This window comes from Caballeronia fortuita, assembly GCF_001544835.2.
In the GTDB taxonomy this organism is placed as follows: Bacteria; Pseudomonadota; Gammaproteobacteria; order Burkholderiales; family Burkholderiaceae; genus Caballeronia; species Caballeronia fortuita.
Map to the genome: position 1 here is coordinate 37,316 of NZ_FCNX02000002.1, position 24,003 is coordinate 61,318.

Genomic DNA, 24,003 nt, shown 5'->3' on the forward strand with positions numbered 1-24,003 from the left:
AGCCCTAACACGCTATCTTTAGGCGATATTCATGGCGCCATCATGCCTGCGCCTTCTCGAGCCGGTCCCATGCATCGTCGGTGTTGCGCGGCAGGAGATGCTTCTTGATCCGCTCGCTGGCCGTCAGTTCGAAGCCCTCCACCGCGCGGTAATAGCGCGGCAACTGAAAGCTTGCCAGGCGCTCGCGCGCCCACGCGTGCATGCTTTCCCAGTCCACTGGCGCATCCTTGAACTGCACGTTGAGCAGGATGTCCTGCTCGCCGATCGGTGATGCCACGCCAATCGCCGCGCTCAGGCGCACGGCCGGATGCGCGGCGAAGATCCGTTCGATCTCCCATGCCGACACATTCTCGCCACGCACCCGCATGCTGTCCGTCTGCCGGCCGATGAAGTAGAGATCGCCATCGGCGTCGCGGCGCGCGCGGTCGCCGGTATGCAGCTTGCCGTTGCGCAGCGTGGAAGCTGTCGCTTCGGGATTCTTGAGATAGGTCGGCAGGAAGGTGCCGTCCACCTTGCTCGACAGCACGATCTCCCCCGCTTCGCCCTCTTTTACCGGCTGCGCATGTTCATCCAGCAATTCGATATCGATCCACGGCAACGCGCGGCCGATTGACCCTGGCTTGCCCGTGGCATTGGCGGTGGCGAAGCTCGAACATTCCGTCATGCCGTAGCACTCGCGCAGCCGTATCTTGAGTCGGTCCTGAATGGGTTCCCATGCTGCGGCGCTCACGCCCGCGCCCCAGGCGACGCGCAACGTGTGCGCATTGGGCTGGGCATCGAGCGGCAGTTGCATCAGGATGTCGAGCACGCCGCCGAGATAATGCAGTTGCGTCGCGCCCGCGCGTTCCACCTGCGACCAGAACTGCGAGGCCGAGAAGCGCGGCACCGCATGCAGGGTGATCATGTCGAGGAACGGCAGCAGCAGCATCTGCGCACCGCCGATGTGGCACAGCGGCTCCCAGAGGAACAGCCGGTCGCCCTCGCGCACGTCCGCGACGCGCAATGCCGCCTCGCTTGCAATGCGCATCATCCGCTGCGTAAAGACGACGCCCTTCGGCGCGCCCGTCGTGCCCGACGTATAAATGATGCACAGCGGATCGTGAATGCCAATGGCCGGCGTGGTGAACGCGGTGGCGTCATCGCGCGGATCGAAGGCAGGCAGACGCACGCGCTGCGACTCGCCGCAATCGATGTTTGCGGTTACCGCATCGAATTCGTCTTCGATGATGAAGCGCTTCGGCTCGGCGTGGCGCAACAGGTATTCGAGGCCCGCCGCGCGCAGCTTCGTGTTCACCGGCACCCATACCAGGCCGCTCAGCATCAGCGCATAGATGAGGTGAACGTGTTCCGCGCTGTTGCCCAGCATGACGGCGACGCGGTCGCCGGGCACGAGGCCTTCGTGTGCGAACCAGCGCTGCAATTGCGCGACGCGCCGCATGACGTCGCCGCAGGTGATGGCGTGACCGTCGAAGTCCGCGACGATGCGCGCGGGGTCGCGGCGCAGTCCTGCCGCGAGGAGGGGAACGCAGTCGAGTTCGTCGTCCGCGTGGCGATGGGCAAAGTATTCCGGGTAGCGATGCATGGTTCAACCGATTTGAGAGCCCGATGTTCAGCGCGCACGGCGCTTGAGCCAGGAGGAAACCGCGACGACGAGCGCGATCAGGATGATGAGCGTGGTGGAAACGGCAGCGAGCGTCGGCGTGATCGCGAGCTGGATGTCGTCCCACATTTGTTTCGGCAAGGTCGAATTGATGCCGCCGCTCACGAAGATGGCGATGGTCAGATCGTCGAAGGAGACGAGGAACGCGAACAGGAACGCTGCCGTCACGCTCGCCATCAGCAGGGGCAGGACAATCGACGTGATGCGCCGCAGCGGCGAAGCGCCCATGACGCGTGCGGCATCGTCCAGACGCCAGTCGAAACGCTGGAAGCCCGCAGCGAGCGTAACGACCACATAGGGAATCGCCAGCACCGTGTGGCCGATGACGAGGCCCAGGTTCGTGCCCGTCAGGCCGAAGCGCCCGAACAGATACAGCAGCCCGACGGCCACGACGATGCGCGGCACGATCAGCGGTGCGACCAGCAGCGCGAACAAGGGCTTGCTGGCGCGACGCGGCATGCGCGTCATGGCGAGCGTGGCGCCGAAGCCGAGCAGCAGCGAGAGCACCGCCGTGCCGAAGCCCACTTCGAAGGACCGGATCACCGCGCTGTGCCACACCGGCGAGTCCATGAAGGTGCCGAACCACTTCATGCTGAAGAGCTTCGGCGGAAAGCCGATGTAATCGCTCTTCGTGAACGCGTACGGCATCACCGAGAGCACCGGCAGGACCAGCAGCGCCATGATGATGCACGTGTACAGTCCGAGCGGACTGACTGCGCGCGCCACCGGCTCGGCAAGCGCACGGCGTCGCATCATGAAGGGCGCGCACACGCGGCCCGCCGTCATCAGTAACGCCAGCCTGAGCCCCGCCGCGCGGGAACCGCGCGTCTTCTCGCTGATCTCGCCGGTCAGCGAGGTCAGGCCTACCATGCGGTCATAGACGAAGAAGATGAAGATCGAGCAGATGAGCAGCACCGTGGACAGCGCGCCCGCGAAGCGCATGTCGAACAGTTCAAGCACCGACGAGATCACGAGTTGCGCGATCATCGTTTCCTTTGGCGAGCCGAGCAGCGCGGGCACGATGAAGAAGCCGAGACTGGAGATGAACACCAGCAGTCCGGCTGCGGCCACGCCCGGCGACGACAGCGGCAGGAACACCGTGAAAAAACTGGTGCTGCGTTCCGCGCCGAGCGTCTCCGCCGCTTGTGCAAGGCGGTCGTCGATGCCGCGCATCACGGGCAGCATGGTCATCACGGCGAGCGGAAGCATCGAATGCACCATGCCGATGAGCACGCCCGTCAGCGATGGAATCGTGCCCGTGGTTTCGCGCACGAGGCCGAGCGAAAGCGCGATGGTCGACAGCACGCCGGTATTCGAGAGCAGCAGCATCCATGCATAGGTCTTGACGAGGTAGCTCGTCCAGAACGGCAGCATGATCCACAGCAGCCAGCGTTCGCGCACGCGCTCGGACAGGCGGCTCAGCATGTACGCGACCGGATAGCCGAGCAGGATGGAGAGCGCCGCGGTCAGGAACGAGATGGCGAAGGTGATCCACAACACTTTCGCATAGACCGGCGTGCGCGCGATGCGCTCGAACTGGGCGAAGCCAAACTGGCCGTCGGCGCTGACAAGACCGCCTTGCAGGATCTCGCCCACCGGCACGATGAAAAACACCAGCAGGAAAAGCAGCGTAGGCACGACCGGCAGGAAGCGGACGCAGCGCGCCAGCGCGACGGACCAGCCGTGGCGCGCGCCTTCATGCTCGCGCTGGGCATGTAGTGCAAGAGTCATGACGATTCCTCAGGCGTGCAGCAAGGTGGTGCGATACGGGTCCCACGTCAGCCCCACCTTGTCGCCGATACGCGGCGACAGGCTGCGCTCGCAACGCACGGTGAGTTCGCTGCCGTCGCTCATCGCGAGCTGCACGCGCGTGTCGCTGCCGAAGAACACGACATCCGAAATCGTGCCGTCGACATAGCCACCCTGTGGTTCGACGAGACGCGGTGCCTCGGGCCTCACCAGCAACGTATGACGCGCGGCAGGCGCGATCGACGCGCCCAGCGGCAGCGGAATGCGGCCGCCCGCCGCCAGCAGGATGGGTTCGCCGCTGGTGCCACTGGTGCTATCGAGTTCGCCTTCGAGCAGGTTCGAATGGCCGATGAAGCCGGCCGCGAAACGCGTCGCAGGCCGGTCGTAGAGATCCGCAGGCGTACCCACCTGTTCGATGCGCGCCTGATTCATCAGGCAGATGCGATCGGACAGGGTCAACGCTTCGTCCTGGTCGTGCGTGACATAGACAAAGGTCGCGCCCAGCTCCTTGTGCAGGCGACGGATCTCGGACTGCATGTGCTCGCGCAGTTTCTTGTCGAGCGCGCCGAGCGGCTCGTCGAGCAGAATCACCGAGGGCCGGTAAGCAAAGCAGCGTGCCAGCGCGATGCGCTGCTGCTGCCCGCCCGACAGTTCCTTCGGAAAGCGCTTCGCGTATTCGCTCATGCGGACCATCGCGAGGGCATCGTCCACGGCCGCGCGCACCTCTTCGCGCGACTTGCGGCGCATGCGCAGACCATAGGCGACGTTGTCCCACACGCTCATGTGCGGAAACAGCGCATAACTCTGAAACACCATGCCGATGCCGCGCTTACCCGGCTCCACATGGGTGACGTCGCGTCCATCGATCTCGATGCGCCCCGCGCTCGGCGCAACGAGCCCGGAGATCATCTGCAGAAGCGTGGTCTTGCCCGAACCCGAGGGACCGAGCAGCGTCAGAAATTCGCCCGCCTGCACGGCGAGATCCGTCGGTTCCAGCGCAACCGCCTCGCCATAGCGCTTGGCGATGCCGATCGCCTCGAGTTTCGAGCTCATGATGTCGTCCTCAGGAGAGGATCCACGAATTGAAGCGCTCGGTGACCTTCTGCCGATTCTCCTCCCACCATTGAGGGCTCGGCAGCTTCATGTCCTTGATGTTGTCCGGGGCCGTCGGCAGCAGCGTCGCGCGCTCCTTCGTGATGCTCTCGAACGACTTCTTGTTGGTCGGACCATACGCCAGCGTGCGCGTGAGCAGCGCCTGACGTTTCGCGTCGGCGCAGAACTTGACGAACTGCTTCGCGGCATCGGCGCGCGGCGTGCCCTTCGGAATGCCCCAGCCTTCGATCGAATACAACCCCTGATTCCACACGATCTGCACCGGCGCGCCGCCGTCCTTCGCTGCCTGCGCGCGGCCGTTCCAGGTCGATATCATGTCGACGTCGCCGCTCTGGATCGCCTGCATCGCCTGTGCGCCCGAGGTCCACCAGATGTTGATGTGCGGCTTGATCTTGTCGAGGCTCTTGAACGCGCGGTCCACGTCGAGCGGATAGAGCTTGTCGAGCGGCACGCCGTCAGCGAGCAGCGCCTGTTCGAGCGTGTCGAGCGGGCTGCGGCGCAGGCAGCGGCGGCCCGGAAACTTCTTCACGTCCCAGAAGTCGGCCCACGACTTCGGCCCATTGTCCTTGAACTTGTCCGTGCGATAGGCGAGCACTGTCGAGTACACGTCGACGCCCAGCCAGTTTGGCGTGATCGCCTCCGGCATGACGTCGGGATAGTCGCTCGCCTTCAGGCCGATGGGTTCGAGCAAGCCTTTCGATTCGAGATAGGGAATGTCGGCGGACAGCGTCAGCGTGGTCACATCCCACACGTAGTTCTTGGTCTGCACCATTGCCGCGAACTGCGCGACCGGTTGCGATTCGCGCGCGACGCTCACCACCTTGATGCCCGTCGCTTTCTCAAAGGGATCGTAGAAGGCCTCTCGATACGCCGTCGTGTAAGGACCGCCCGGGTCCGAGACGACGATCTGCTTGCTCTGCGCACGCGCCGCCAGCGGCATGGCGCCGGCGACGGCCAGCGCGCCCGCGCCGTGAAGAATCCGGCGTCGCGCCGGGTTGAATGCTTGGGTCATGACTCAGGTCTCCCGCACTGGGTAGGTGAATGAAGAGTGCTTACTTGGCGCGCTTTTTGAAAAACTCTTCCATCATGCGTGCGGGTTCACCGGAGTCGTAGGCTTCGCGCTGAATGCGCATGCCCGCCTCGATGCAATCCACGAAACCCGGCTCGGTCATCTCGCGGAAACGCTGCTTGTCCAGGCGCATGGCGACGGGCGGCTTCGCGGCGAGTTCGGTTGCGATCTCCAGCGCCTTTTCGAAGACCTTGCTCTCATCGACGAGGTGATGAATCAGCCCGATGCGATGGCACTCGTCCGCGTCCATCAGACGTCCAGTGAGCGTCAACTCGATGGTGCGCGACATGCCGAGCATCGAATTCATGATCCAGGGGCCGGTCGTGCTGGCGATGCCCGCGTTGATTTCCGGCTGACCCATGCGCACGCCCGGATGACCCACACGGATGTCGCCGAGCAGCGCGACCTGGAACGCCGAGCCGGCCGCCGTGCCGTTGAGCGCCATCACGAGCGGCTTGGAGAGGTTGCGCAGCGCCGCGTAATAAAGCTGCCATTCCTTGACCCATGCGACCGCGCGTTCGCCGTCGAAGTCATGCGCTTCCGAAAGATCCTGTCCCGCCGAGAACGCACGATCGCCCGCCCCCGTCATGATGATCGCCGCGACTTCGTCGTCGGCATTGAAGCGGTCCAGCGCCTCGATGATCTGGTTGCGCATCGGCGTGGTCCACGCATTCAGGCGTTCAGGACGATTCAGCGTAATGACCGCCACGCGGCCGTGGTTCGAGAACAAGACGTCTTCGCTCATTTCTTATCGCATAGTGATAGTTAATGGTGGAATTTAATATAGGACTGTCAAAATTGTGTTGCAAGCGGGTTTACGAGAGTTCGTTGCGACTCGGCAGGAAAAACTGCAGGGAAATGAAAAAAGTTACCGTGCCAGAAGGCGACGAGGTCTTGAGAATGCGGGTTCCACTCGACCCGACGCGTTCGCTTTAGTTGAACATCGAGTTCGCGAAGACGGCGCTTCAGGGCGCCCTGCTGTTCAACGCGTTGCTTCGCGCGTCGGATGGCTTCGTCGAAGGAGCTCAGCATGCCGATCCTGGCCCGCGATGGCGGCGTCGACATCGAGCCGCACGTGTTCGTTGCCGTGCTCGGCGCGTCGAATTACACGTTCGCGTGCGCGACGCGCACCGAGACGATGGCGGACTGGACTGGTAACCGATGAGCGCCGACCTGGCAGGACGGCTGTGGCGTCTTGCCCGCATCCAATGCCACGCGAACGCCCGCGCCGTCGCGTGTCGGTTCATCGGCCGCGTCCCATCGCCGGCGCAGGGGCACAGCGCGACTGGGCGTACGGCTTCATATTCGATGCGTGCGCCCGATGGTCAGCACGGGAGAGTCTGACCGTGATCGATGAGTACTCGCGTGAATGGCTGGCCATTGACGTGGCCTGATCGCTTCGATCGGGGGCGCGAGAACGAAGTGCTGTCCCAACTGATCAGGGCTCATGGTGCTCCTTGCTACCTACGCTCCGACAACGGTCCGGAGTTCGTCTGGCGGGGTATCCTAAAGTGGGCTACGCACAACGGCATGAACATGGCGCTCAGCGATTCCGGCATGCCGTGACAGGACGGCGCGGAAGAAAGGTTTAACGGCGAGTTCCGGGATGAACGTCTTGGCTTTGAGTGGTTTGGAACCCGCCCGGAAGGGAACGTCGTGATCAAGCCGTGGAGGCGCGCTAAAATGCCATCCGGCCGCATTGAGCCGGCATATCTTGACGCCCGACAAGTACAAGCATCGATTCTGATCAACTGAGGCAATCAACGCCATTCTCCAAGAACGGTCCGAAGACTCAAGGAGGTCAGTTTTGAATCGGCGCTATCAAGTAGCCACCAACGTAAGCAGAATACCGACACTTTTGGTCAGGAACTCGAAAGAAGAGCGCCCCTCGCATGCGTAGGCTCGATCAAATAGAAATAGCACGCGCCGTGTTAGCGGATGGTGGAGATCTTCCTGGGAAGCCAACGATGGACGAACTGCTTTGTCACGGATGTTGGATGCTAGCGGGAGCCTGTTAGGCCCTCTCGCGCAAGACCACGCTAATGTCGCCCCTACGAGGCCGGCGCTGATCAAGAGGGAACGCTAATGGCGGCATCACTGCGATGCCATCCCGCCGCACTTCGAGCATGATAGGTGGCGACTAACGCTTGCCGTGGCGAAGAAGCTCAGGAAACGCAAGCGACGCGCAGATCAACGCGTTGGTTCACGCAACTTGCGATATCGTTCTACTCACGTTTTGCCAGTCGGGTGCGCAGAATCTCAAGCATGGCGCGCTGAGCCATCCGCTCGAGGTAAATGATGATCGCGTCGGTACGCGCTCGACTATGGTGACCAGCCAGTGACGATCGAACCTGATCCGTGGCAGCGTTGTTCGTCGGCCAAGTGATGCATCGCCTTCTATTCTCACGACCTTGTGCCTTACCGCCGCTGAAGATCCGTCGATGTCAACGCTCCGCTATCGAGCCGGATCCGCCGCGCGGGAGACCATGCTTTGGCGACGGGCGACAAAACCAAGGACCGACAGCTACTGGAACTCGGTCACGCACTCTGGTCCGCCACGGGCACGTCCGCAATCAGCGGTTGCCACGCTAGGGACGATACATCAAGCGGCCTTTGCCGGCGTAACGAACCCTCGAGTCGATGAAAGCGCATTCTGCCGCCGGGTTCTAGCGATAGCCGGATGCATCTCTAACGGCTATGCAACGGAACCAATCAAAAGGTCATCGAGTGAACGTCAGTGTCACTGCGCCGCGCTTCCCGTCGCGGTCTCGAACATGTGCTGCCTGAGTAGCGACATGACGTCCGCTGCCTGACTGCTGAACTCGGCACCCATCTGGACGCCACCATCGATACGCCTCACGTTGCGCGCGATACAGTTGAACATGACCGCGTGGAGCTTACCCCCTGCACGCAGACGCAGCGCCAGGCGGAAGTGCTCTGTTACGTTGACAAGGGCATCTGACGCCCGGAAGGCGACGCCGCCGAGACTCACGTTCGTGACTGTTACGTCGAACCCCGCCGCCACGCAGTCGTTCCTGATGAGCCGCCCGGGCATTTCCGTCGGCACTCGCACGTGGCTGCGCACGACCTGCGTCTGCACCGACTCAGGCCACGCAAGGTAGATCACTCTGACGGGCGTCTCGCTTCGCCCGAGCACAGTACTGCGGAACTGATGGATCTTTCGCCCGCGAAGCGCATTGCAGGAGACTTCGATGCCGGCCCTCAGCAATTCATGCCCCTTCGAGGCCGTCACGAGCAATGCATTTCCGGAAACGGAGCCGACGAAGTCGGTCCGAACTGGCGCGGGGTCATTGCCGATCACCGTCACCTGTATGCTGTCGATCGTCTTCGGGAGCGTTTCGAAACTGACGGTGGCCGCATCGACGATTGGAACGGCCGGCTCCCCGTCGTGTCTCGTGGTCGAGATGAGCAGTTCGTCCGGACGCGGTGCGCATTCGCCGGACGGACTGGTCGACGCACTCTCGCTCCGCAACGCGCCTGCCGACAGAATTCTGTCCCGCTGGCCCTCCGAATGAACCAGGCAACCACGCGCCAGGAGAAGCTTGCCACTCGCCGAGTAGACGGCAAACGGAAGGGGCGATCCGATTTCCAGCTCTCGGGCGGTGATTTTGACGAGTGCCATGTCCGTTGCCCCATCGCTGTGGCGGACTCGCCGCGCGCCGGGATGCATGAGTTTTGGAAACGCTAACTTAACTCTGGACTCACCGTGACAACGTGCGTTGGACCACTTTTGTCTGATGAAAACGACGGAAATAAAAACAGCGGAGCAGCATGAACATTGTGCGGCCGGGGCGGCAATCGTCGAAGAGATTCGCGTTTCGCCTTGCGCGAACGCACGGTGGAGTGTGAGGCGCACCGGACACGAATGCCTTCGTCAATTCGGCAGCCTCTTGGGTTCAGCACGTCGACGATCACCCACCACGATTGCTAATCTGCGAGTGTGGCACTCTCGTCAGCACCGATAGCAACCGGCAGCATCGCGTCCAGCCTGAGAGCCCTGCCATTGCTGCCCGGGACATTCGCCAAGCGCGCGAAAATTTCAGCGCGCAGTCCACGTGCAATGTTAGTTATTGCATGGGTCTACGGATGATCGGTATGCAATATTATTTACATCGATTCACGCAGACTCACCGAGCCGTATATCCCCCATCGACAGCCAACGAAACTCCGCTAATCATCGATGCCGCATCGCTCAGCAAAAACAGAACAGGCGCCACGACTTCCTCCGGCTCCGCGAAACGTCCAAGCGGAATCGCTTGAAGCATCGGCTGGCTCTTGACCGGATCGCTCCAGGCGAAGCGTGCCATTGGCGTGAGCGTAACCGTCGGATTGACGCTGTTGACGCGAATGCCATGCCGTCCGAGCTCGATGCAAAGCACGCGAGTAATCGAATCCAGTGCCGCTTTCGACGCGCAATAGCTGAGATGGTCCGGCAAGCCGACGAGCGACGCCTGGCTCGACACGTTCACGATGCTGCCGCCACGGCCGAGCATCTTCAGCGCGATGGCGCGGGCGACCAGCGCGGCGCCACGCGCATTGACGGCCATTACGCGGTCGAATGCGTCCGCGTCGAGTTCGAGCGCCGGTTCGAGCGATGCAATGCCCGCGCAGTTCACGAGACCATCGAACGCATCGAACGGCTCCAGCGCCGCATCGATGACCGAACGATGCGCGCCCACATCGAGCCGCAGCGTCGCGCAGCCCGTTTCGCTGGCGAGCGTATCGAGCGCGGCGGCATCGCGCCCCGCCGCGACGACATGCGCGCCGCAACGCGCCAGCGTCTGCGCGCAGGCACGCCCGATTCCGCTCGATGCACCCGTCACCAGAACGCGCTTGCCGCTGAAGTCGAACTCGGTTTTCATATCGATTGCAACCTGTGCATGGATGGCATGAGCGCCGGATAAAGCGCCGTGTAGACATCGAAATAATCGGCATAACGGGCCACGCGCGCAGCGTCCGGCTGCGCACGCTCGATGAGCGTCGACCAGCCGTTTTGCGCGGTGTCGGACGTCACCAGTCCGGTGCCGACCGCCGCGAGCAGCGCCGCGCCCAACGCAGCTTCCACTTCCTCGCCGATGGTCCAGACAGGAAAGCCCGTGACGTCCGCGATGATCTGCATCCACAGCGGCGAATGCGCGGCGCCGCCCACGACGATCAGCTTGTCGTCGAGCGACTCCGAGCCTTTTCGTCCCGCTTCGATGTTGTGCCTGAGCGCGAACGCAACGCCTTCGAGCACGGCACGGTAGAGATGCGCGCGCGTATGCGCGAGACTCAGGCCGACGAACGCGCCGCTCGCCTTCGCATCCCAGACCGGACTGCGCTCGCCCATCAGATACGGCAGGAACATCGCGCCTTGCGCGCCGGCCGGCACGCGCGCGGCGGCTTCTTCCAGCAGCACGTGCGGATCGCCGTGCGGCAACGCGAGCGCCGCCGCGACCTCCGCCTGACAGAACTGCTCGCGATACCACGTCACCGACGCGCCCGCCGTGATCGCGCCGCCGAACACGTACAGATCGCGCGTGCCGTTGAGAACGTGCGGCATCGACACGAGTCCATGACGCGCATCGACGTGCTGGTTGATATAGCCCCAGCACATGCTCGTGCCGATCATCGCGACATGCTGCCCCGCGCGCGTCGCGCCGGCGGCGAAGGTCGCCACGGCCGCATCGACGCCGCCCGCGACGACCGGCGTGCCCGCCGCCAGGCCCCATCGCGCGGCCCATTCCGGCAGCAGCCCGCCGACGATATCCGCCGATTCGACCAGCCGCTCGGGCATCATGCGCGCGGGAATGTCGAGCGCGTCGAGCATCTCGGCGGACCAGCCGCGCCGCGCGACGTCATACACGCCGCCGATATTTCCCGCCGAACTGTGATCGACCGCGATCTCCCCGGTGAGACGATGAATGACGTATGCGTTCGGCGGCAGGAAATAGCGCGTCTTCGCCCACACGTCCGGACGATGCTCGCGCAGCCACAGCATCTTCGTGAAGCCGTAATAGCTGTCGACGCCGTTGCCGGTGATCGCCTGCAATCGATCTAGATCGACCTGCTCGCGCACGCGATCGGCCTGTGCGGTCGCGCGCCGGTCCATCCAGATGAGACAGGGATGCAGCGGTTCGATCGCTTCATCCACCGGAATGCCCGAGCCGCCGTACAGACTGCTCACGCACACGCCGCGAATCGATGCCGCATCGATGCCCTGGGCCACCGCCTCCGCGACGCAATGCGCGATGCATTCGCCGACGGCATCGAACCACACCGACGGCCATTGCTCGGCCCAAAGCGGCTTCGGCGTATCCGGCCGATAGCTGCTCGAATGCTTCGCGACGATCGCGCCATCGCGCGCGACGAGCAGCGCCTTGGTGCTCTGCGTGCCAATGTCCACGCCAATCACGTATTCCATCGCTTCTCCGCGCGTCTTCAATGCTCACCGGCGGGCTTGAGCAGCACCTTGATGGAATCGGTCGAATTGGCGACCTTGATCGCCTCGTCCCATTCCTCGAGCGAGAATCCATGCGTGACGATGCCTTTCGACGTGACGAGCCCGCGCGCGAGCAGATCGATCGCGATCGGATAGCAGTACGGTCCCAGATGCGCGCCGCGCACGTCCAGTTCCTTGCGGTCGCCGATGATCGACCAGTCCACCGTGGCATCCGCGCCGAACACGCTGAACTCGACGAAGCGCCCGAGCTTGCGGATGAGATCGAGACCTTGCGTGACGCCAATCGGCGCGCCGGTCGTTTCGATATACACGTCGCAGCCGTAGCCATCGGTCAGCGACTTGATCACGTCGAGCGCGTTGTCCTTCGTCGGATTGATGACCACGTCCGCGCCGTACTGTTTTGCGAGTTCGAGGCGCTCGTCGATGAGATCGATCACGACGAGCTTCTTCGGCGTCTTCAGATGCGCGACCTGCGTCATCATCAGACCGAGCGGACCCGCCCCGGCGATGACCACGACATCGTCCAGTTGAACGTCGCCGCGATTGACCGTGTGGATCGCGCACGACAGCGGCTCGATGATCGCCGCATCTTCGAGCGATACGCCGAGCGGAATCTTGTGGACGAGCGCCGTCGGCGGAATACGCATGTACTCGGCCATGCCGCCATCGGCGACTTCGCGCTGAAAGCCGAAGATGTTGTGGACTTCGCACATCCAGTACTGGCCCGACTTGCAATAGCGGCATTTCCCGCACGGCACGATCTGTTCCGCGATCACGCGATCGCCGACCTGCACGCCGAAATGCTCGGCCGCGCCCTCGCCCGCTTCCTCGACATAGCCGAAGAACTCGTGGCCCGGGATCACCGGCGCCTTTACCCACGGGCTCGATCCGCCCCAGAACATTTTCGCGCCGGTGTAGCACTTGCAGTCGCTCGCACAGATGCCGCAGGCGGCGATCCGGATCACGAGTTCGTTGCGGCCGGCGCGCGGCTTCGTCACCTGTTCAACGCGGTAATCCTCGGGCGCATGGCACACGATGGCGGTCATCCGGGACTCGGTGTTCTGTGTCGTCATATGTCTCTCGTTGGAAGTTCGCAGCTTGAGGAGGCTTGAGGAGATCAGCGCGAGCGTTCGCGGCTGATATAAATCGCGAGCAGGATGATTCCGCCCTTGATCACGTTCTGTACGTAAGGATTCACGCCGATCATGTTGAGGCCGTTGTTCAGCACGCCGAGCAGCAGCGCGCCGACCAGAGTGCCGAGGATCGATCCGCGTCCGCCGGATATCGACGTGCCGCCGAGCACCACCGCCGCGATCGCGTCGAGTTCGAAGCCGACGCCCGCGTTCGGCTGGCCGCTCATCAGACGCCCGGTCAGCACGATCGCGGCGAACGCGGACGTGAGCCCGGACAGCGTGTAGACGATCAGCTTCACGCGCGCCACGCGCACGCCCGACAAGCGCGTGGCCTGTTCGTTGCCGCCGATCGCATAGACATAGCGCCCGAACGGCATGCGGTCGAGCAGCAGCCACGCGACCAGATAGACGGCGAGCATGATGAGAACCGGCGCCTGGATGCCGAGCACCTTGCCGCTGCCGAAGAAGCTGACCCAGTCGGGCAGGCCGTCGATCGGATAGCCGCCGGTATAGATGAGACCGAGGCCGCGCGCGATGCCCATCGTCGCGAGCGTGACGATGATCGGCGGCATGCGCGCGAACGCCACGAAGAAGCCGTTGGCCACGCCGAAGCCGAGTCCGACCGCGATGCCCGTCACCAAGGCCGCGACCGCATTCAGACCCGAGACCATCAATCCGGCCGCGATCGCGCCCGACAGCGCCATGACGGAACCGACCGACAGATCGATGCCGCCCGTGAGAATCACGCAGGTCATGCCGACCGCGATGATCGCGTTGATCGACACTTGCCGCAGCACGTTTTCGAGGTTCGCGGCGGACAGGAAACTCGAACTCGCGACCATCATCACGATACAGACGACGATGAGGCCGATGAGCGGATAGAAGAGCGTCGAGTGTCTGAAGCTCGCGATGCGCGAACGTGCGCTGTGGTGCGTGCTGGCGGCGGCCACGTCGCGTGAGTTCGGAGAAGATGTGTCAGGCGTGTTCATGTGTCGCTCCGCGTGCCCCGGCTGTTGCATAGGTCATGACCGTGTTCGAATCGATCTCGTCGCCGCTCAGGATCGCCTCGATGCGTCCCTGGCGGAACACACAGACGCGGTCGCACATGCCGACGATTTCCGGCAGCTCCGACGAGATCATGATGATCGAGTAGCCGCGCGCGGTGAGCTCGCGCATCAGCCCGTAGATTTCCGCTTTCGCACCGACGTCGATGCCGCGCGTCGGCTCGTCGAAGACGAGGATGCGCGTGTGATGATTCAGCCAGCGCGCGATCACGACTTTCTGCTGGTTTCCGCCCGACAGCGTCGCGACTTCGGTGTTCATCGACGGCGCCTTCACGCCGACGCGTTTCATGATCTCCGCCGTCGTGCGTGCTTCGATGCGATGGTTCAGAAACCAGCGCAGCGAGCGATACTTGCCGAGGTTGTTCAGCGAGATGTTGTCGCGGATCGAGAACGAAGTGACGAGCCCTTCCGTCTTGCGGCTCTCGGGCAGGATGCCGATGCCTGACCGGAGCGCATCGGCGGGATCGGATAGTTTCGCCATCGCGCCGTGCACGCGAATCTCCTTCGCATGAACCGGCTCCGCGCCGATCACGGCAAGCGCAGTCTCCGTGCGGCCCGAGCCCACGAGCCCCGCGAAGCCGAGAATCTCGCCCTCGCGCAGCGTGAACGCATTGACAGGACCATCCTTCGTGATCTGCAGCGAGCTCACGTCGAGCACGGTCTTCGCATCGTCGCGTAACGCGGGCTTCGGCGGGAAGCTGCTCTCGATACGCCGCCCGACCATCATCTCCACGAGCCGTTCGACATCGGTCTTCGCCACGTCCGTCATGCCGACATACTGGCCGTCGCGCAACACGGTGATGCGGTCGCAGACATCGAAAATCTCTTCCAGATGATGCGAGATAAAAATCATCGCCACGCCCTGCTGCTTCAACTGCCGCATGATCGCGAACAGGTGATCGGCCTCGGCGGGCGTCAGCGTGGCGGTCGGCTCGTCGAGAATCAGGATGCGCGCGTTGAGCGACAACGCCTTGCCGATCTCGACGAACTGCTGCTGCGCCACCGACAGCGCACGGATCGGCACATCCAGATCGATACCGACGCCGAGGCGCGCAAAGATGTCCGCGGCTTCGCGGCGCATCGCGGCGCGGTCGCGCGTTCGCCATACCGTGCGGCGTTCGCGGCCCAGAAAGATGTTGTCGACCGCGTTCAGATAGGGAATCAGGCTGAATTCCTGAAACACGATTCCCACGCCCGCCGCTACCGCATCGTGATAGTTGTCGAACTGACGCGTCTGCCCGTCGATCTCGATCTCGCCCGAGTCGGGCTGATAGATCCCGCAAAGGATCTTCATCAACGTCGATTTTCCCGCGCCGTTCTCGCCGAGCAGCGCGTGAATCTCGCCGCGCGCGATCTGGATGTGAATGTCCTGCAGCGCCTTCACGCCGGGAAAGCTCTTCGTGATGTGCTTGAGCCTGAGAATGGTGTCCATCTGCGCCTCTTTCGGGCGGACGGCGAGCCGTCCGCAGACATCGCGTTTTACCAGCTGAAGCCCTTGGCGTTGTCCTTGTCGACCACCTTCACATCGACCGGCACGGCCTTCGGCACCGTCGCGCCCCACTTCTTCGCCAGTGCGACGCCGAGCGCGATGCGTACTTGATCCGCCGGGAACTGCGCCGTCGTCTCGATGAACTTCGAGTTCGGCTTCTGGATCGCATCGACCGCTTCGGGCGCGCCATCGACGCTCGTCAGCTTGATGTCCTTGCCCGAGGACGTGATCGCCGAGAGCGAACCCATCGCGCCGCCGTCGTTCACGCTGAAGATGCCTTTCAGGTTCGGATGCGCGGAGATCATGTTCTCCGTCACCGACAACGCGGTCGCGCGCTCTTGCTTGCCGTTCTGCGTATCGACGAGCTTCACGTTCGGGAACTTCGCGAGCCCCGCCTTGCAGCCGCGCACGCGTTCGAGAATCGGCACGACGGGAATGCCGTCGAGGATCGCCACTTCGCCGCTGCCGCCGATCGCCTTCGCCAGGTATTCGCACGACATCACGCCGGCATCGTAGTTTTTCGAGCCGACGAACGAGTCGACAGGACCGTTGGCGTTCGCATCGACTGCAACGACGACCGCGCCCGCTTTCTTCGCCGCCGTGACGGCCGATTGAATGCCGGTCGAATCGGTGGGATTCACGAGCAGAATGTCGATCTTCTTCTGCAGCATGTCTTCGACGTCGCTGACCTGCTTGCTGACGTCATGGTGCGCGTCGGTGACGAGGACCTTCGCGCCAATCGAATTTGCCGCTTCGTTCAGCGCCTTTTGCATCGTGACGAAATACGGGTTGTTCATTTCCTGGAAGGTCATGCCGATCGTGAGCGGTGCCGCCGCGTGTGCGGCACTGGAAAGCGCGCCCGCAAAGGCAAGTGTGCCGATAAACGCGCCCCGGCGCAGCGACGAAACGGGCATGCGGTTCATAGTTGTGTCTCCTAATTAGTTTGCACTTCTTCAGGGTGAATGAAGCCCTCGCGCGAGCGATGGGCGAATCTCGACAAGACGGCTGCTGTACGGCGAAAAGAGCGCGAGCGTGCGCGCGCTACGCGTTACGTGGGCGACGATCGCATTCGTCGTTCGACGGACGACGCGTAGCCGGCGGCTGTGCGTCCCGGCGATACATGCTCCGGGCTGCCTTCCGACGGCGCGTTCAGGTTGACTTCCCGGCTGCGCGCATTGATCCGCTGCAGCGCGCGGAACTCGGACGGCGTCATTCCCTTTGCCGCCCGGAACTGCCGATTGAAGTTGGACACGTTATTGAAGCCGGCCTGAAAGCAGATCTGCGTGATGTTGATCTCATCGGCAAGCAGCATGTGGCACGCCGCTTCGATACGCAGGCGGTTCACGTACTGAACGAACGTCGCGCCCGTATGACGATGAAACGCGCGCGAGAATGCGCTGACGCTTTGTCCGGCGAGCCCGGCGAGATCCGACTCGCGCAGATCCGACGCCAGATTCTTGCCGATATGCGCAAGTACATGACCGAACCGTTTGGACGAGGCGACATTCTGTTCATAAGCGATGCTCGCGAGGAGCGTCTGTTCCTTCGCATCGCAAAGGCATTCGAGAATACGAAGGAACAGCGAAATGCGCCGGATGCCGCGCGCCGTCAACAGTTCTTCGAACAGCGGCGCGACGACCGCGCTCGTCTGCGAGTCGAACAGGATGCCGCGACGTGCGTTATCGAGCAACGGTTGAGCATCGCGGCACTCGGGAAACGCTTCCATGCAGCGCTTGACGAAGTCCGTGCCGAACTGGATCACGAGATTGCGCCGCTCCACGTGTTCGCCGTCCGGCACTTCGCTGACCCAGTTATGCGGAAGATTCTCTCCCATCAGAACGAGATTGCCCGGGCCGAACGAGCCGACATGATCGCCGACGAAGAACTTGCCGTGCGTGGCGACGATCAACTGCAACTTGAATTCCGGATGGAAGTGCCAGCGCACCGTCTTGTACGGATAGCCGTGCGACCAGGCCTTGAAGGACTCGCCGTGCCGGACGTCGACCACCTCTAGATCGGGGTGCCTCATGAAGCCGTCTCCAGTTCCTTTTATTGCCGGCTGCTTTTGCTTTCGGGGCGCCGGCTATTGACGCCAATTTAAATCGGTCAGTGTCGCGCTTCTACCAACTTTTCGCCTCTTTTTATGTACTTTTTTGCAGGCACGGCCGGTCATCGCCTCTCGGCGGCAAATTGTGCAACGCAAAAATGTCCAACTCCAGTATTTTCTTGATCGGCGGCGAGCGCCGTCGAGCCTTTAACCCGCTTCGAGTTCGAAGATGCTGTCGATCTCGACGGGAATGCCCATCGGCAACGTATGAACGCCGATGGCGCTTCGAGCGGGCAGCGACTTCGCCCCGAAAAGGTCTCGCAAGATGTCGCTCGCGCCATTCGCGACCATCGGGTGCTGCGTGAAAGACTCCGAGGCACGCACGTAGACGGTCAGCCGCGCACATCGGCTGATGCGATCCAGCCCGCACTTTTCGTGCAGACAGGCGAAGATCATCAGCATCGTCAATCTTGCGCAGTGTTGCGCGCGTTCCAACGTCATATCCGCGCCGACGATACCCGTCACAGGCACGCCGTCTTCAAATGGGCCGAGGCCCGAAACATGCACCTGATTGCCAACGATCGACACGGTTTGATAGGAACCGAGCGGCGAGATGGGTTTCGGAAGAACCAGTCCAAGTTTCGTGAGACGCGCAGTTGTCTTGTCGAGCATGAAAACCCCCAAAGCGAAGGCATTGCGATTTCCAGCAAAAGCGTTGCGTCGTTTCGGCGACCTTTCACGCCCGAAACGCAGCCGCTATTGCAGCACAAGTCGAAGAAGGGCACGCGCGGCATGATGTTTGCGCTTCGAGGAAAAGCACTCAGGAGAAAACGCCATGACGAACCGACCCGCCGATGACGCCGCCAACCTTAGCGACGACGACAATCCGAAATCCCATCCGACATCGAACGCGGAGAAAGATCCGGACGACTGGACCACGGGCGACGAGCCCATGACCGGCGCGCAGGCGTCCTACCTCAAGACCTTGTGCGAGGAAGCCAAGGAGCCTTTCGACGGATCGCTGACCAAGGCCGATGCGTCGCGCAGAATCGATGAACTTCAGGCAAAGACCGGGCGCGGCAGGAACGGTTGATATTGCTATTGAATCGACGTTCACCGAGCCATCGTGAAGAACGCAGCCTGATAGACCTTTGGTGTCACGCCGGTCTGTTGCTTGAAGACGCGCGTAAAGTGCGACTGGTCCGCGAAGCCGGTGCGTGCGCCGACTTCAGAAAGGGACTTGCCTTGACGGAGCATCGGCATTGCATTGCGCACGCGCGTCTGCTGCTGGAACGCATGAGGACTCAATCCGGTCTCGCGGACAAAGGCGCGCAGCAGCACAAAGGGCGTGACGTCGAACTCGGATGCGAGCGTCGACAAGGTCAACCGCGCATGCAAGTCCTCGCGCAGACGCGCCTTCACCGTCCGCACGAGTGCAGGCTCCCTGCGCACGACGGGCAAGCGCGCCGAACGGCTCGCGTGCAGCCCATGCAAGCCGATGACCACGCAAGCCAGCGCCTCACTGCGCTTGAAAGGATCGTCGTCGACTTCGGAGCACCAGTTGATGCCGTAGAGATTGCGTGACAATTGGGCGTCGACGATAAACGGGCTATCGAGATCGAATCGATCGCGCCGAGCAATGCCGAGCCCGTCACAGTAGGCGGCGAGCGCCTCGGGCTGCACGTGTTCGACGCGCATTTTCCACTGGCCGTTTGCTGCCGCGCTGCCGGAATGAACGACGTCGGCATCGATGACGATGACATCGCCGGGGCGGCATATGCGTCGCTGGTCGCGTACATCGACCGCCAGGGCGCCGCCGGTGATTACCGCGAGGCAATGCGTATCGTGTGCGTGCGGAGGATACCGGTGACCGATGAACTGGCCCTTGAGCATGACGGCGTCCATGACGTCTGGCGCGCGCCAGACCTTGACCGAACGCGTCGGCGCTTTAGCTTTCATGATCGGACGAATCGCGAAGTGGCCGGAACACGTCATCATAGTCCTCGAGGCGCGGCATCGGAATACGCGGTTGTTCGTCCAGTCGATCGATGAAGCCGCGCCAGCGCGCCATCGTATCCGCGCGCTGCTCGTCTGTGCAGTAGGGAATGTGCCACGCGAAGAACGGTTCGAGCACCTCGAAGCCCACGTAGCCCAACGTGCCTTGCAGCAAATGGCGCAACATGCCGCGCGCCAGTTCGCCGTGGATGCCCCGCTCACCGAACATATGTTCCCGGCCGCCCAAAGTCACGCCGACGACCGCGCGCTTGCCGGCCATGCCGCCACGGCCATAGATGCGTTTTCCGCCGTACAGCGCGCCCGACAGGAAGCAGCGGTCGATCCATCCCTTGATGAGCGCGGGCACCGAAAACCAGTAGAGCGGAAACACGAGCATCAGCGTATCGCACGCGAGAAGTGCGTCGACCTCGCGCCGCACGTCGGGCGCAAGCGCGTCGTGCAAAAGCGCGTGGCGTTGCTCCAGTGAATAGACGAGATAGTCGACGTTGGCGCGTCGCACGAACTCGCTGGCGCGAACTACCGGATCGAAGTCGAGTGCATACAGGTCCGAGAAGCTCACGTCGTCGCCGCGCAACTCCATCAGGCGTCGGGCCTCGTGGGCCATTGCCGTGCAGAAGGAGCGCGGTTCCGGGTGCGCATGGACGACGTGAACTTTAGCCATGAGCGGTCGATGTCGATGCAAGCGCCGGAATGAAGGTGTCGAGATGAGCGAACTCGTTCTCGATTGCCGCTTGCGCCGATGAACTCGCGCCTTCCAGCAACAGACGTCGCGTGACTTGCAACGCGCCGGGCGGTTTGGCGGCGAGGCACTTGGCGTATTCGTTGGCCGCGTCGCGCACGTTCGCATCCGATACGACGCGCGAAACGAACCCATGCCGCAAGGCTTCGTTCGCAGTCATCGTGCGGCCGCTCAAGAGCCAGTCGCGCGCCGTCAGATCGCCCACGCGGCGGGCCAGCAATGCCGTTGCGCCCGCTTCGGGGACGATGCCGAGATCGGCAAAGGGAAAGCGGAAAGTCGCGCTTTTTCCGGCGACAACCCAGTCGGCGTGCAGCAGCATGGTCGCGCCGAATCCCACGGCTGCGCCATTGACAGCGGCTACCAGCGGCTTCGATTGTTCCGAGAACGCTTGTATGCAGCGTCTGACCACGCCGTCGGCGGGCTGCGGCCACAGCGTTCGGAACGCGGCGGTGTCGTGGCCTGAGCAGAAGCTATCGGTGGTTCCGTGCAGCAGGACGCAATGCGCTTGTGCGTCGGACTGCCCGTGAAGCAACGCATCGGCCAATGCTGCGAACATCGCGGCATCGAGCGCGTTGCGCTTCTCGGGGCGATCGATTCCGATGGTCCGGATATGGCCATCGAGTCTGGATGTGATTCTTGCATCGATGACACAGCGCTCTGTGCGAGCGTCGGTTCGCAATGACACTGCCTCTCTCCAAAGAAACTGGCCGTGGAGAGAATGCTATGGCTTTCCTTTCCAAAAGTATTGGACGATTTTGCAGCGGCAGACTTCAAGATCTGAACGACGCCTGCATCGTTTCTCCGAGGTGCGAAACTGCGCGGCTGAGATTCCCGAGATGAGGCGAATGCAACAGCCATACGTCGAGCTGAGGCGCAAAGCGTGTGACTTTCACGATTTCGAGCCGCCGGTTCCAGACGCTATGCGTTAGCACGCTGCGCGGAACCAGACCTAGCCCGAGGCCGGAGGCGATGAGCTGCAGTTGCATCTCGCTGCCGTGCGTGTCCGCCTTGACGTGCAATGCATAACCGGCTGCTTCGATCGCGTGTTGCAGCGCCGCCCGATAGCCGCATCCTTCCGGGTTCAGAATCCAGCCGGCGTCCGCGATGGCTGGAAGCGTCGCGCGACTGGAAACCACCGGACGCTTTCTGCTTTGAACGACGACGAGATCGAGCGTCGAAACGTGCCGGCGCGCGTAGATATCGGCGGGCTGTCTGCCCTTCGGACTCAGTATGGCGGCGACATCCAGTTCGCCCGCATCGAGCAGACGAAGGAGTACCGGAGTCCAGTCGGACTTCAACGCCACGTCCAGCGCGGGGAATGAATCGTTGAGCGCGGTCAGGGCGTCGAACAAGACGATATCGGCGATACCTTGCGGCAAACCAAAGCGCAGTTTTCCCGAAGGATCGCCGTCCTCGCGGGTGACATCCATCAGCCGGTCGAAGGCAGCGAGCTACGGCACGGCGTGTTCGTGGATGCGATGCGCGAGCGCCGTCGCACGCGGTGGCTTGGAATGGCGGTCGAGCAGCGGTGCGCCGAGCACATCTTCCAGCCGATGAATACGCTTCGATACCGCCGATTGCGTCACGCATAACTTCTGCGCGGCGCGGGTCAACGATGCTTCTTCGACCACCGCCACGAAGGATTTGAGTTCATCGATCATTATTCCGGTCCGGCATTCAAGTCAATCTGAATATTCGCTTTTGGAAAGCATCATTTGAGTCTAGCCTAGTGGACGTTATTTCGCACTCTCGCCTTGAGTCCCCTATGCCAATCGTACGAATCGATCTTTCGAAAGCTGCGTCGCCCGCTGTCGCCCACGCCGTCAGCGACACCGTCTACGAGGCGATGACTTCGATCGCCGGCGTCCCCGCCAACGACAAGTTCCAGATCATCACCCGTCACGATGCCGATGAACTCGTCTACCCCGCCGATGGCTATCTCGGCATCTCATACTCGCCATCGATCGTGTTCATACAGATCACATGGAACACGGGGCGTTCGATCGATGTCAAGAAGGCGTTCTATGCCGCCGTCGCCCGCGGCATCGCCGAAAAGGCAGGTTTGCGAAAAGAGGATGTCTGGATCAGCCTGGTCGAGGTCGCGCGCGAAAACTGGTCGTTCGGCAATGGCGAAATGCAGTACGCGCCCGCCGACTAGCCTGCAATAGCAATCCATCGCAGCGTCTGGAGGAAGACATGAGATCACTCGAGCCGTTGACCTTTCATTCGCTCGAATTGCAGCCCGTGCGAATCCCGCTGAAACGGCCGATCGTATCGCGCGTCGGCAGCTATGCGGACTGGCCGGTCGTAGCCATTACGCTCAGAACGAGCGAAGGCGTAAGCGGATGCAGCTATCTCGAACCGTACCTCGCGCATTCGATGAAGTACATCGTATCGATCATGAGCGATCTCGCCGTCGCGAAACAGGGCAAGCGCATCACGCCCTTGTCCGACTTTCAGGCCGATCGCAAGTCGTTGAGTCTGATCGGATACGAAGGGCTCGCGATGATCGCCGTCGCGGGCCTGGACATGGCGGCATGGGACGCGCTGGCGAAAGCCGCGAATCTGCCGCTGGCGAGATTGCTCGGCGGCGATATCGGCGCGGTGCCCGCTTATAACAGCAACGGGCTGTGGCTCACGGATATCGCAAACCTCGCCGACGAAGCCCTCGCGCTGGTCGCGGAAGGCGGCTTCGACGCCATCAAGCTGCGGCTCGGGCGCGATCGATTGCAGCAAGATATCGACGCGATCGAAGCGGTCCGCGATGCCGTGGGCAGCGATATCAAGATCATGGTCGATTTCAATCAGGGCTTGAGATTCGGCGATGCGGTGCGTCGTTGCCACGAACTGGACGACTTCGGGCTTTACTGGTTCGAAGAGCCCATTGCCTATGACAACATCGACGGCTATGCGGATCTAGCGGCAGGTCTCAAGACGCCGCTCTGCCTCGGTGAAAACTTCTACGGACCGCGCGCGCTGTCGCGGGCCGTCATGGCCAAGGCAGGAACGTTCATGATGCCGGACATGATGCGTATCGGAGGCGTGTCGGGCTGGCTTCGGTCGGTGCCGATCGCGGGCGCGCTGGGCATCGACGTGTCCAGTCATCTGTATCCCGAGGCTTCGGCGCATCTTCTGCGCATCACGGAAACGGGACATTGGCTCGAATGGCAGGACTGGGTGAATCCGATTTTGCAGGCGCCATTCGAACTCGAGGATGGATCGATTCACATTCCCGATCGGCCGGGCACGGGCGTCGAATTCGATCGGGATGCGCTGGCACGGTTCGCTTTCGAATGAACAGCCGGTGTCACACCCCGTGATAGCGTATATGCACTCCGGCTTACTCGACGGTCCCGACTTCCGACCCGCCACGTCCCAGAACGGCCTGCCCTTTCTGATGTCGATGCATGTTAGCGCATGTGTTCCACATGTGCATTCGGCTGACGGGCATTGCGCACGAA

General features: G+C 62.5%; 24 protein-coding genes and 1 pseudogene. 5 read left to right on the plus strand and 20 right to left on the minus strand.

Annotated features, from left to right (window positions below; genetic code table 11):
- Nucleotides 1-40: 40 nt before the first annotated feature.
- The 6 genes from AWB77_RS04455 to AWB77_RS35600 are packed head-to-tail and all read right to left on the minus strand — an operon-like array spanning nt 41 to nt 6,623.
- Nucleotides 41-1,582, minus strand: coding sequence for an AMP-binding protein (locus AWB77_RS04455; protein WP_061133205.1), 1,542 nt, complete (start codon nt 1,580-1,582; stop codon nt 41-43).
- 27 nt (nt 1,583-1,609) lie between these two features.
- A complete protein-coding gene (locus AWB77_RS04460; RefSeq protein ID WP_061133206.1) occupies nt 1,610-3,391 on the minus strand; it encodes an ABC transporter permease subunit in 1,782 nt (593 codons plus the stop codon).
- 9 nt (nt 3,392-3,400) lie between these two features.
- The gene (locus AWB77_RS04465) at nt 3,401-4,462 is read right to left on the minus strand and encodes an ABC transporter ATP-binding protein (protein ID WP_061133207.1); all 1,062 of its coding nucleotides are present in this window, start codon (nt 4,460-4,462) and stop codon (nt 3,401-3,403) included.
- A 10-nt stretch (nt 4,463-4,472) separates the two neighbouring features.
- Nucleotides 4,473-5,534 (minus strand): ABC transporter substrate-binding protein, encoded by a 1,062-nt coding sequence (locus AWB77_RS04470; protein ID WP_061133208.1) that lies wholly within the window; start codon nt 5,532-5,534, stop codon nt 4,473-4,475.
- A gap of 40 nt (nt 5,535-5,574) precedes the next feature.
- Nucleotides 5,575-6,336 carry an enoyl-CoA hydratase/isomerase family protein gene (locus tag AWB77_RS04475; RefSeq protein WP_061133209.1) on the minus strand — a complete coding sequence of 254 codons (762 nt, stop codon included), beginning with the start codon at nt 6,334-6,336 and terminating at the stop codon, nt 5,575-5,577.
- 47 nt (nt 6,337-6,383) lie between these two features.
- Entirely contained in the window at nt 6,384-6,623 is a 240-nt protein-coding gene (locus tag AWB77_RS35600; protein WP_157694750.1) for a hypothetical protein, read from the minus strand.
- Between AWB77_RS35600 and AWB77_RS37135 the strand changes: the two genes are divergently transcribed.
- Nucleotides 6,622-6,756: a hypothetical protein gene (locus AWB77_RS37135; protein WP_279616172.1), complete on the plus strand. Its 135-nt coding sequence runs from the start codon at nt 6,622-6,624 to the stop codon at nt 6,754-6,756. The two genes, AWB77_RS35600 and AWB77_RS37135, sit on opposite strands and share 2 nt — an antisense overlap.
- Nucleotides 6,750-7,338, plus strand: a pseudogene (locus AWB77_RS36710) (DDE-type integrase/transposase/recombinase); the annotation flags it as partial. The gene AWB77_RS37135 and the pseudogene AWB77_RS36710, both read left to right, overlap by 7 nt.
- Before the next feature lie 993 nt (nt 7,339-8,331).
- Here AWB77_RS36710 and AWB77_RS04480 read toward each other — a convergent pair.
- From AWB77_RS04480 to AWB77_RS04520, 9 genes are all read right to left on the minus strand, one after another.
- Complete coding sequence (locus tag AWB77_RS04480) at nt 8,332-9,234, minus strand: PilZ domain-containing protein (RefSeq protein ID WP_167354125.1); 903 nt, start codon at nt 9,232-9,234, stop codon at nt 8,332-8,334.
- 505 nt (nt 9,235-9,739) lie between these two features.
- Nucleotides 9,740-10,474, minus strand: coding sequence for an SDR family oxidoreductase (locus AWB77_RS04485; protein ID WP_061133211.1), 735 nt, complete (start codon nt 10,472-10,474; stop codon nt 9,740-9,742).
- Nucleotides 10,471-12,015 (minus strand): FGGY-family carbohydrate kinase, encoded by a 1,545-nt coding sequence (locus AWB77_RS04490; protein ID WP_061133655.1) that lies wholly within the window; start codon nt 12,013-12,015, stop codon nt 10,471-10,473. Before AWB77_RS04490 ends, AWB77_RS04485 begins: the two co-directional genes overlap by 4 nt.
- A 17-nt stretch (nt 12,016-12,032) precedes the next feature.
- Complete coding sequence (locus tag AWB77_RS04495) at nt 12,033-13,127, minus strand: alcohol dehydrogenase catalytic domain-containing protein (protein ID WP_061133212.1); 1,095 nt, start codon at nt 13,125-13,127, stop codon at nt 12,033-12,035.
- A 44-nt stretch (nt 13,128-13,171) separates the two neighbouring features.
- Nucleotides 13,172-14,176, minus strand: a complete 1,005-nt coding sequence (locus AWB77_RS04500) for an ABC transporter permease (protein ID WP_061133656.1) — start codon at nt 14,174-14,176, stop codon at nt 13,172-13,174.
- The gene (locus AWB77_RS04505; protein ID WP_061133213.1) at nt 14,163-15,683 is read right to left on the minus strand and encodes a sugar ABC transporter ATP-binding protein; all 1,521 of its coding nucleotides are present in this window, start codon (nt 15,681-15,683) and stop codon (nt 14,163-14,165) included. The genes AWB77_RS04500 and AWB77_RS04505 overlap by 14 nt, the downstream gene beginning before the upstream one ends.
- 47 nt (nt 15,684-15,730) lie before the next feature.
- Nucleotides 15,731-16,654, minus strand: a complete 924-nt coding sequence (locus AWB77_RS04510; protein ID WP_061133657.1) for a substrate-binding domain-containing protein — start codon at nt 16,652-16,654, stop codon at nt 15,731-15,733.
- Between the two features lie 134 nt (nt 16,655-16,788).
- The gene (locus tag AWB77_RS04515) at nt 16,789-17,769 is read right to left on the minus strand and encodes an AraC family transcriptional regulator (RefSeq protein WP_061133214.1); all 981 of its coding nucleotides are present in this window, start codon (nt 17,767-17,769) and stop codon (nt 16,789-16,791) included.
- Between the two features lie 225 nt (nt 17,770-17,994).
- Nucleotides 17,995-18,459: a RidA family protein gene (locus tag AWB77_RS04520; RefSeq protein ID WP_061133215.1), complete on the minus strand. Its 465-nt coding sequence runs from the start codon at nt 18,457-18,459 to the stop codon at nt 17,995-17,997.
- A 163-nt stretch (nt 18,460-18,622) separates the two neighbouring features.
- On the opposite strand from AWB77_RS04520, the gene AWB77_RS04525 reads away from it, so the two are divergent.
- A complete protein-coding gene (locus tag AWB77_RS04525; RefSeq protein WP_061133216.1) occupies nt 18,623-18,880 on the plus strand; it encodes a DUF3072 domain-containing protein in 258 nt (85 codons plus the stop codon).
- Nucleotides 18,881-18,900: 20 nt separating this feature from the next.
- On the opposite strand, the gene AWB77_RS04530 is transcribed toward AWB77_RS04525, so the two are convergent.
- The 5 genes from AWB77_RS04530 to AWB77_RS36715 all read right to left on the minus strand — a co-directional run bounded on the left by AWB77_RS04530 (nt 18,901) and on the right by AWB77_RS36715 (nt 22,203).
- Nucleotides 18,901-19,746: a helix-turn-helix transcriptional regulator gene (locus AWB77_RS04530; protein ID WP_061133217.1), complete on the minus strand. Its 846-nt coding sequence runs from the start codon at nt 19,744-19,746 to the stop codon at nt 18,901-18,903.
- Nucleotides 19,736-20,464 (minus strand): NAD(P)H-dependent oxidoreductase, encoded by a 729-nt coding sequence (locus AWB77_RS04535; RefSeq protein ID WP_061133218.1) that lies wholly within the window; start codon nt 20,462-20,464, stop codon nt 19,736-19,738. The genes AWB77_RS04530 and AWB77_RS04535 overlap by 11 nt, the downstream gene beginning before the upstream one ends.
- Nucleotides 20,457-21,227, minus strand: a complete 771-nt coding sequence (locus AWB77_RS04540; protein WP_244158424.1) for an enoyl-CoA hydratase/isomerase family protein — start codon at nt 21,225-21,227, stop codon at nt 20,457-20,459. The genes AWB77_RS04535 and AWB77_RS04540 overlap by 8 nt, the downstream gene beginning before the upstream one ends.
- Before the next feature lie 85 nt (nt 21,228-21,312).
- Nucleotides 21,313-21,972 (minus strand): substrate-binding domain-containing protein, encoded by a 660-nt coding sequence (locus AWB77_RS04545; RefSeq protein ID WP_244158426.1) that lies wholly within the window; start codon nt 21,970-21,972, stop codon nt 21,313-21,315.
- A gap of 21 nt (nt 21,973-21,993) precedes the next feature.
- Nucleotides 21,994-22,203, minus strand: coding sequence for a LysR family transcriptional regulator (locus AWB77_RS36715; RefSeq protein ID WP_244158428.1), 210 nt, complete (start codon nt 22,201-22,203; stop codon nt 21,994-21,996).
- Nucleotides 22,204-22,307: 104 nt separating this feature from the next.
- Here AWB77_RS36715 and AWB77_RS04550 point away from each other — a divergent pair, with 104 nt between their 5' ends.
- Together AWB77_RS04550 and AWB77_RS04555 are read left to right on the plus strand one after the other, a co-directional pair.
- A complete protein-coding gene (locus AWB77_RS04550; RefSeq protein ID WP_061133219.1) occupies nt 22,308-22,700 on the plus strand; it encodes a tautomerase family protein in 393 nt (130 codons plus the stop codon).
- Nucleotides 22,701-22,738: 38 nt separating this feature from the next.
- Nucleotides 22,739-23,839, plus strand: a complete 1,101-nt coding sequence (locus AWB77_RS04555) for an enolase C-terminal domain-like protein (protein ID WP_061133220.1) — start codon at nt 22,739-22,741, stop codon at nt 23,837-23,839.
- Nucleotides 23,840-24,003: the final 164 nt, after the last annotated feature.

What these genes read in the sequence shown, in the direction of transcription:
- AWB77_RS04455 (WP_061133205.1), bottom strand. Translation starts at nt 1,582, where the DNA reads ATGCATCGCTACCCGGAATACTTTGCCCATCGCCACGCGGACGACGAA.
- AWB77_RS04460 (WP_061133206.1), bottom strand. Translation starts at nt 3,391, where the DNA reads ATGACTCTTGCACTACATGCCCAGCGCGAGCATGAAGGCGCGCGCCAC.
- AWB77_RS04465 (WP_061133207.1), bottom strand. Translation starts at nt 4,462, where the DNA reads ATGAGCTCGAAACTCGAGGCGATCGGCATCGCCAAGCGCTATGGCGAG.
- AWB77_RS04470 (WP_061133208.1), bottom strand. Translation starts at nt 5,534, where the DNA reads ATGACCCAAGCATTCAACCCGGCGCGACGCCGGATTCTTCACGGCGCG.
- AWB77_RS04475 (WP_061133209.1), bottom strand. Translation starts at nt 6,336, where the DNA reads ATGAGCGAAGACGTCTTGTTCTCGAACCACGGCCGCGTGGCGGTCATT.
- AWB77_RS37135 (WP_279616172.1), top strand. Translation starts at nt 6,622, where the DNA reads ATGCCGATCCTGGCCCGCGATGGCGGCGTCGACATCGAGCCGCACGTG.
- AWB77_RS35600 (WP_157694750.1), bottom strand. Translation starts at nt 6,623, where the DNA reads ATGCTGAGCTCCTTCGACGAAGCCATCCGACGCGCGAAGCAACGCGTT.
- AWB77_RS04480 (WP_167354125.1), bottom strand. Translation starts at nt 9,234, where the DNA reads ATGGCACTCGTCAAAATCACCGCCCGAGAGCTGGAAATCGGATCGCCC.
- AWB77_RS04485 (WP_061133211.1), bottom strand. Translation starts at nt 10,474, where the DNA reads ATGAAAACCGAGTTCGACTTCAGCGGCAAGCGCGTTCTGGTGACGGGT.
- AWB77_RS04490 (WP_061133655.1), bottom strand. Translation starts at nt 12,015, where the DNA reads ATGGAATACGTGATTGGCGTGGACATTGGCACGCAGAGCACCAAGGCG.
- AWB77_RS04495 (WP_061133212.1), bottom strand. Translation starts at nt 13,127, where the DNA reads ATGACGACACAGAACACCGAGTCCCGGATGACCGCCATCGTGTGCCAT.
- AWB77_RS04500 (WP_061133656.1), bottom strand. Translation starts at nt 14,176, where the DNA reads ATGAACACGCCTGACACATCTTCTCCGAACTCACGCGACGTGGCCGCC.
- AWB77_RS04505 (WP_061133213.1), bottom strand. Translation starts at nt 15,683, where the DNA reads ATGGACACCATTCTCAGGCTCAAGCACATCACGAAGAGCTTTCCCGGC.
- AWB77_RS04510 (WP_061133657.1), bottom strand. Translation starts at nt 16,654, where the DNA reads ATGCCCGTTTCGTCGCTGCGCCGGGGCGCGTTTATCGGCACACTTGCC.
- AWB77_RS04515 (WP_061133214.1), bottom strand. Translation starts at nt 17,769, where the DNA reads ATGAGGCACCCCGATCTAGAGGTGGTCGACGTCCGGCACGGCGAGTCC.
- AWB77_RS04520 (WP_061133215.1), bottom strand. Translation starts at nt 18,459, where the DNA reads ATGCTCGACAAGACAACTGCGCGTCTCACGAAACTTGGACTGGTTCTT.
- AWB77_RS04525 (WP_061133216.1), top strand. Translation starts at nt 18,623, where the DNA reads ATGACGAACCGACCCGCCGATGACGCCGCCAACCTTAGCGACGACGAC.
- AWB77_RS04530 (WP_061133217.1), bottom strand. Translation starts at nt 19,746, where the DNA reads ATGAAAGCTAAAGCGCCGACGCGTTCGGTCAAGGTCTGGCGCGCGCCA.
- AWB77_RS04535 (WP_061133218.1), bottom strand. Translation starts at nt 20,464, where the DNA reads ATGGCTAAAGTTCACGTCGTCCATGCGCACCCGGAACCGCGCTCCTTC.
- AWB77_RS04545 (WP_244158426.1), bottom strand. Translation starts at nt 21,972, where the DNA reads ATGGATGTCACCCGCGAGGACGGCGATCCTTCGGGAAAACTGCGCTTT.
- AWB77_RS36715 (WP_244158428.1), bottom strand. Translation starts at nt 22,203, where the DNA reads ATGATCGATGAACTCAAATCCTTCGTGGCGGTGGTCGAAGAAGCATCG.
- AWB77_RS04550 (WP_061133219.1), top strand. Translation starts at nt 22,308, where the DNA reads ATGCCAATCGTACGAATCGATCTTTCGAAAGCTGCGTCGCCCGCTGTC.
- AWB77_RS04555 (WP_061133220.1), top strand. Translation starts at nt 22,739, where the DNA reads ATGAGATCACTCGAGCCGTTGACCTTTCATTCGCTCGAATTGCAGCCC.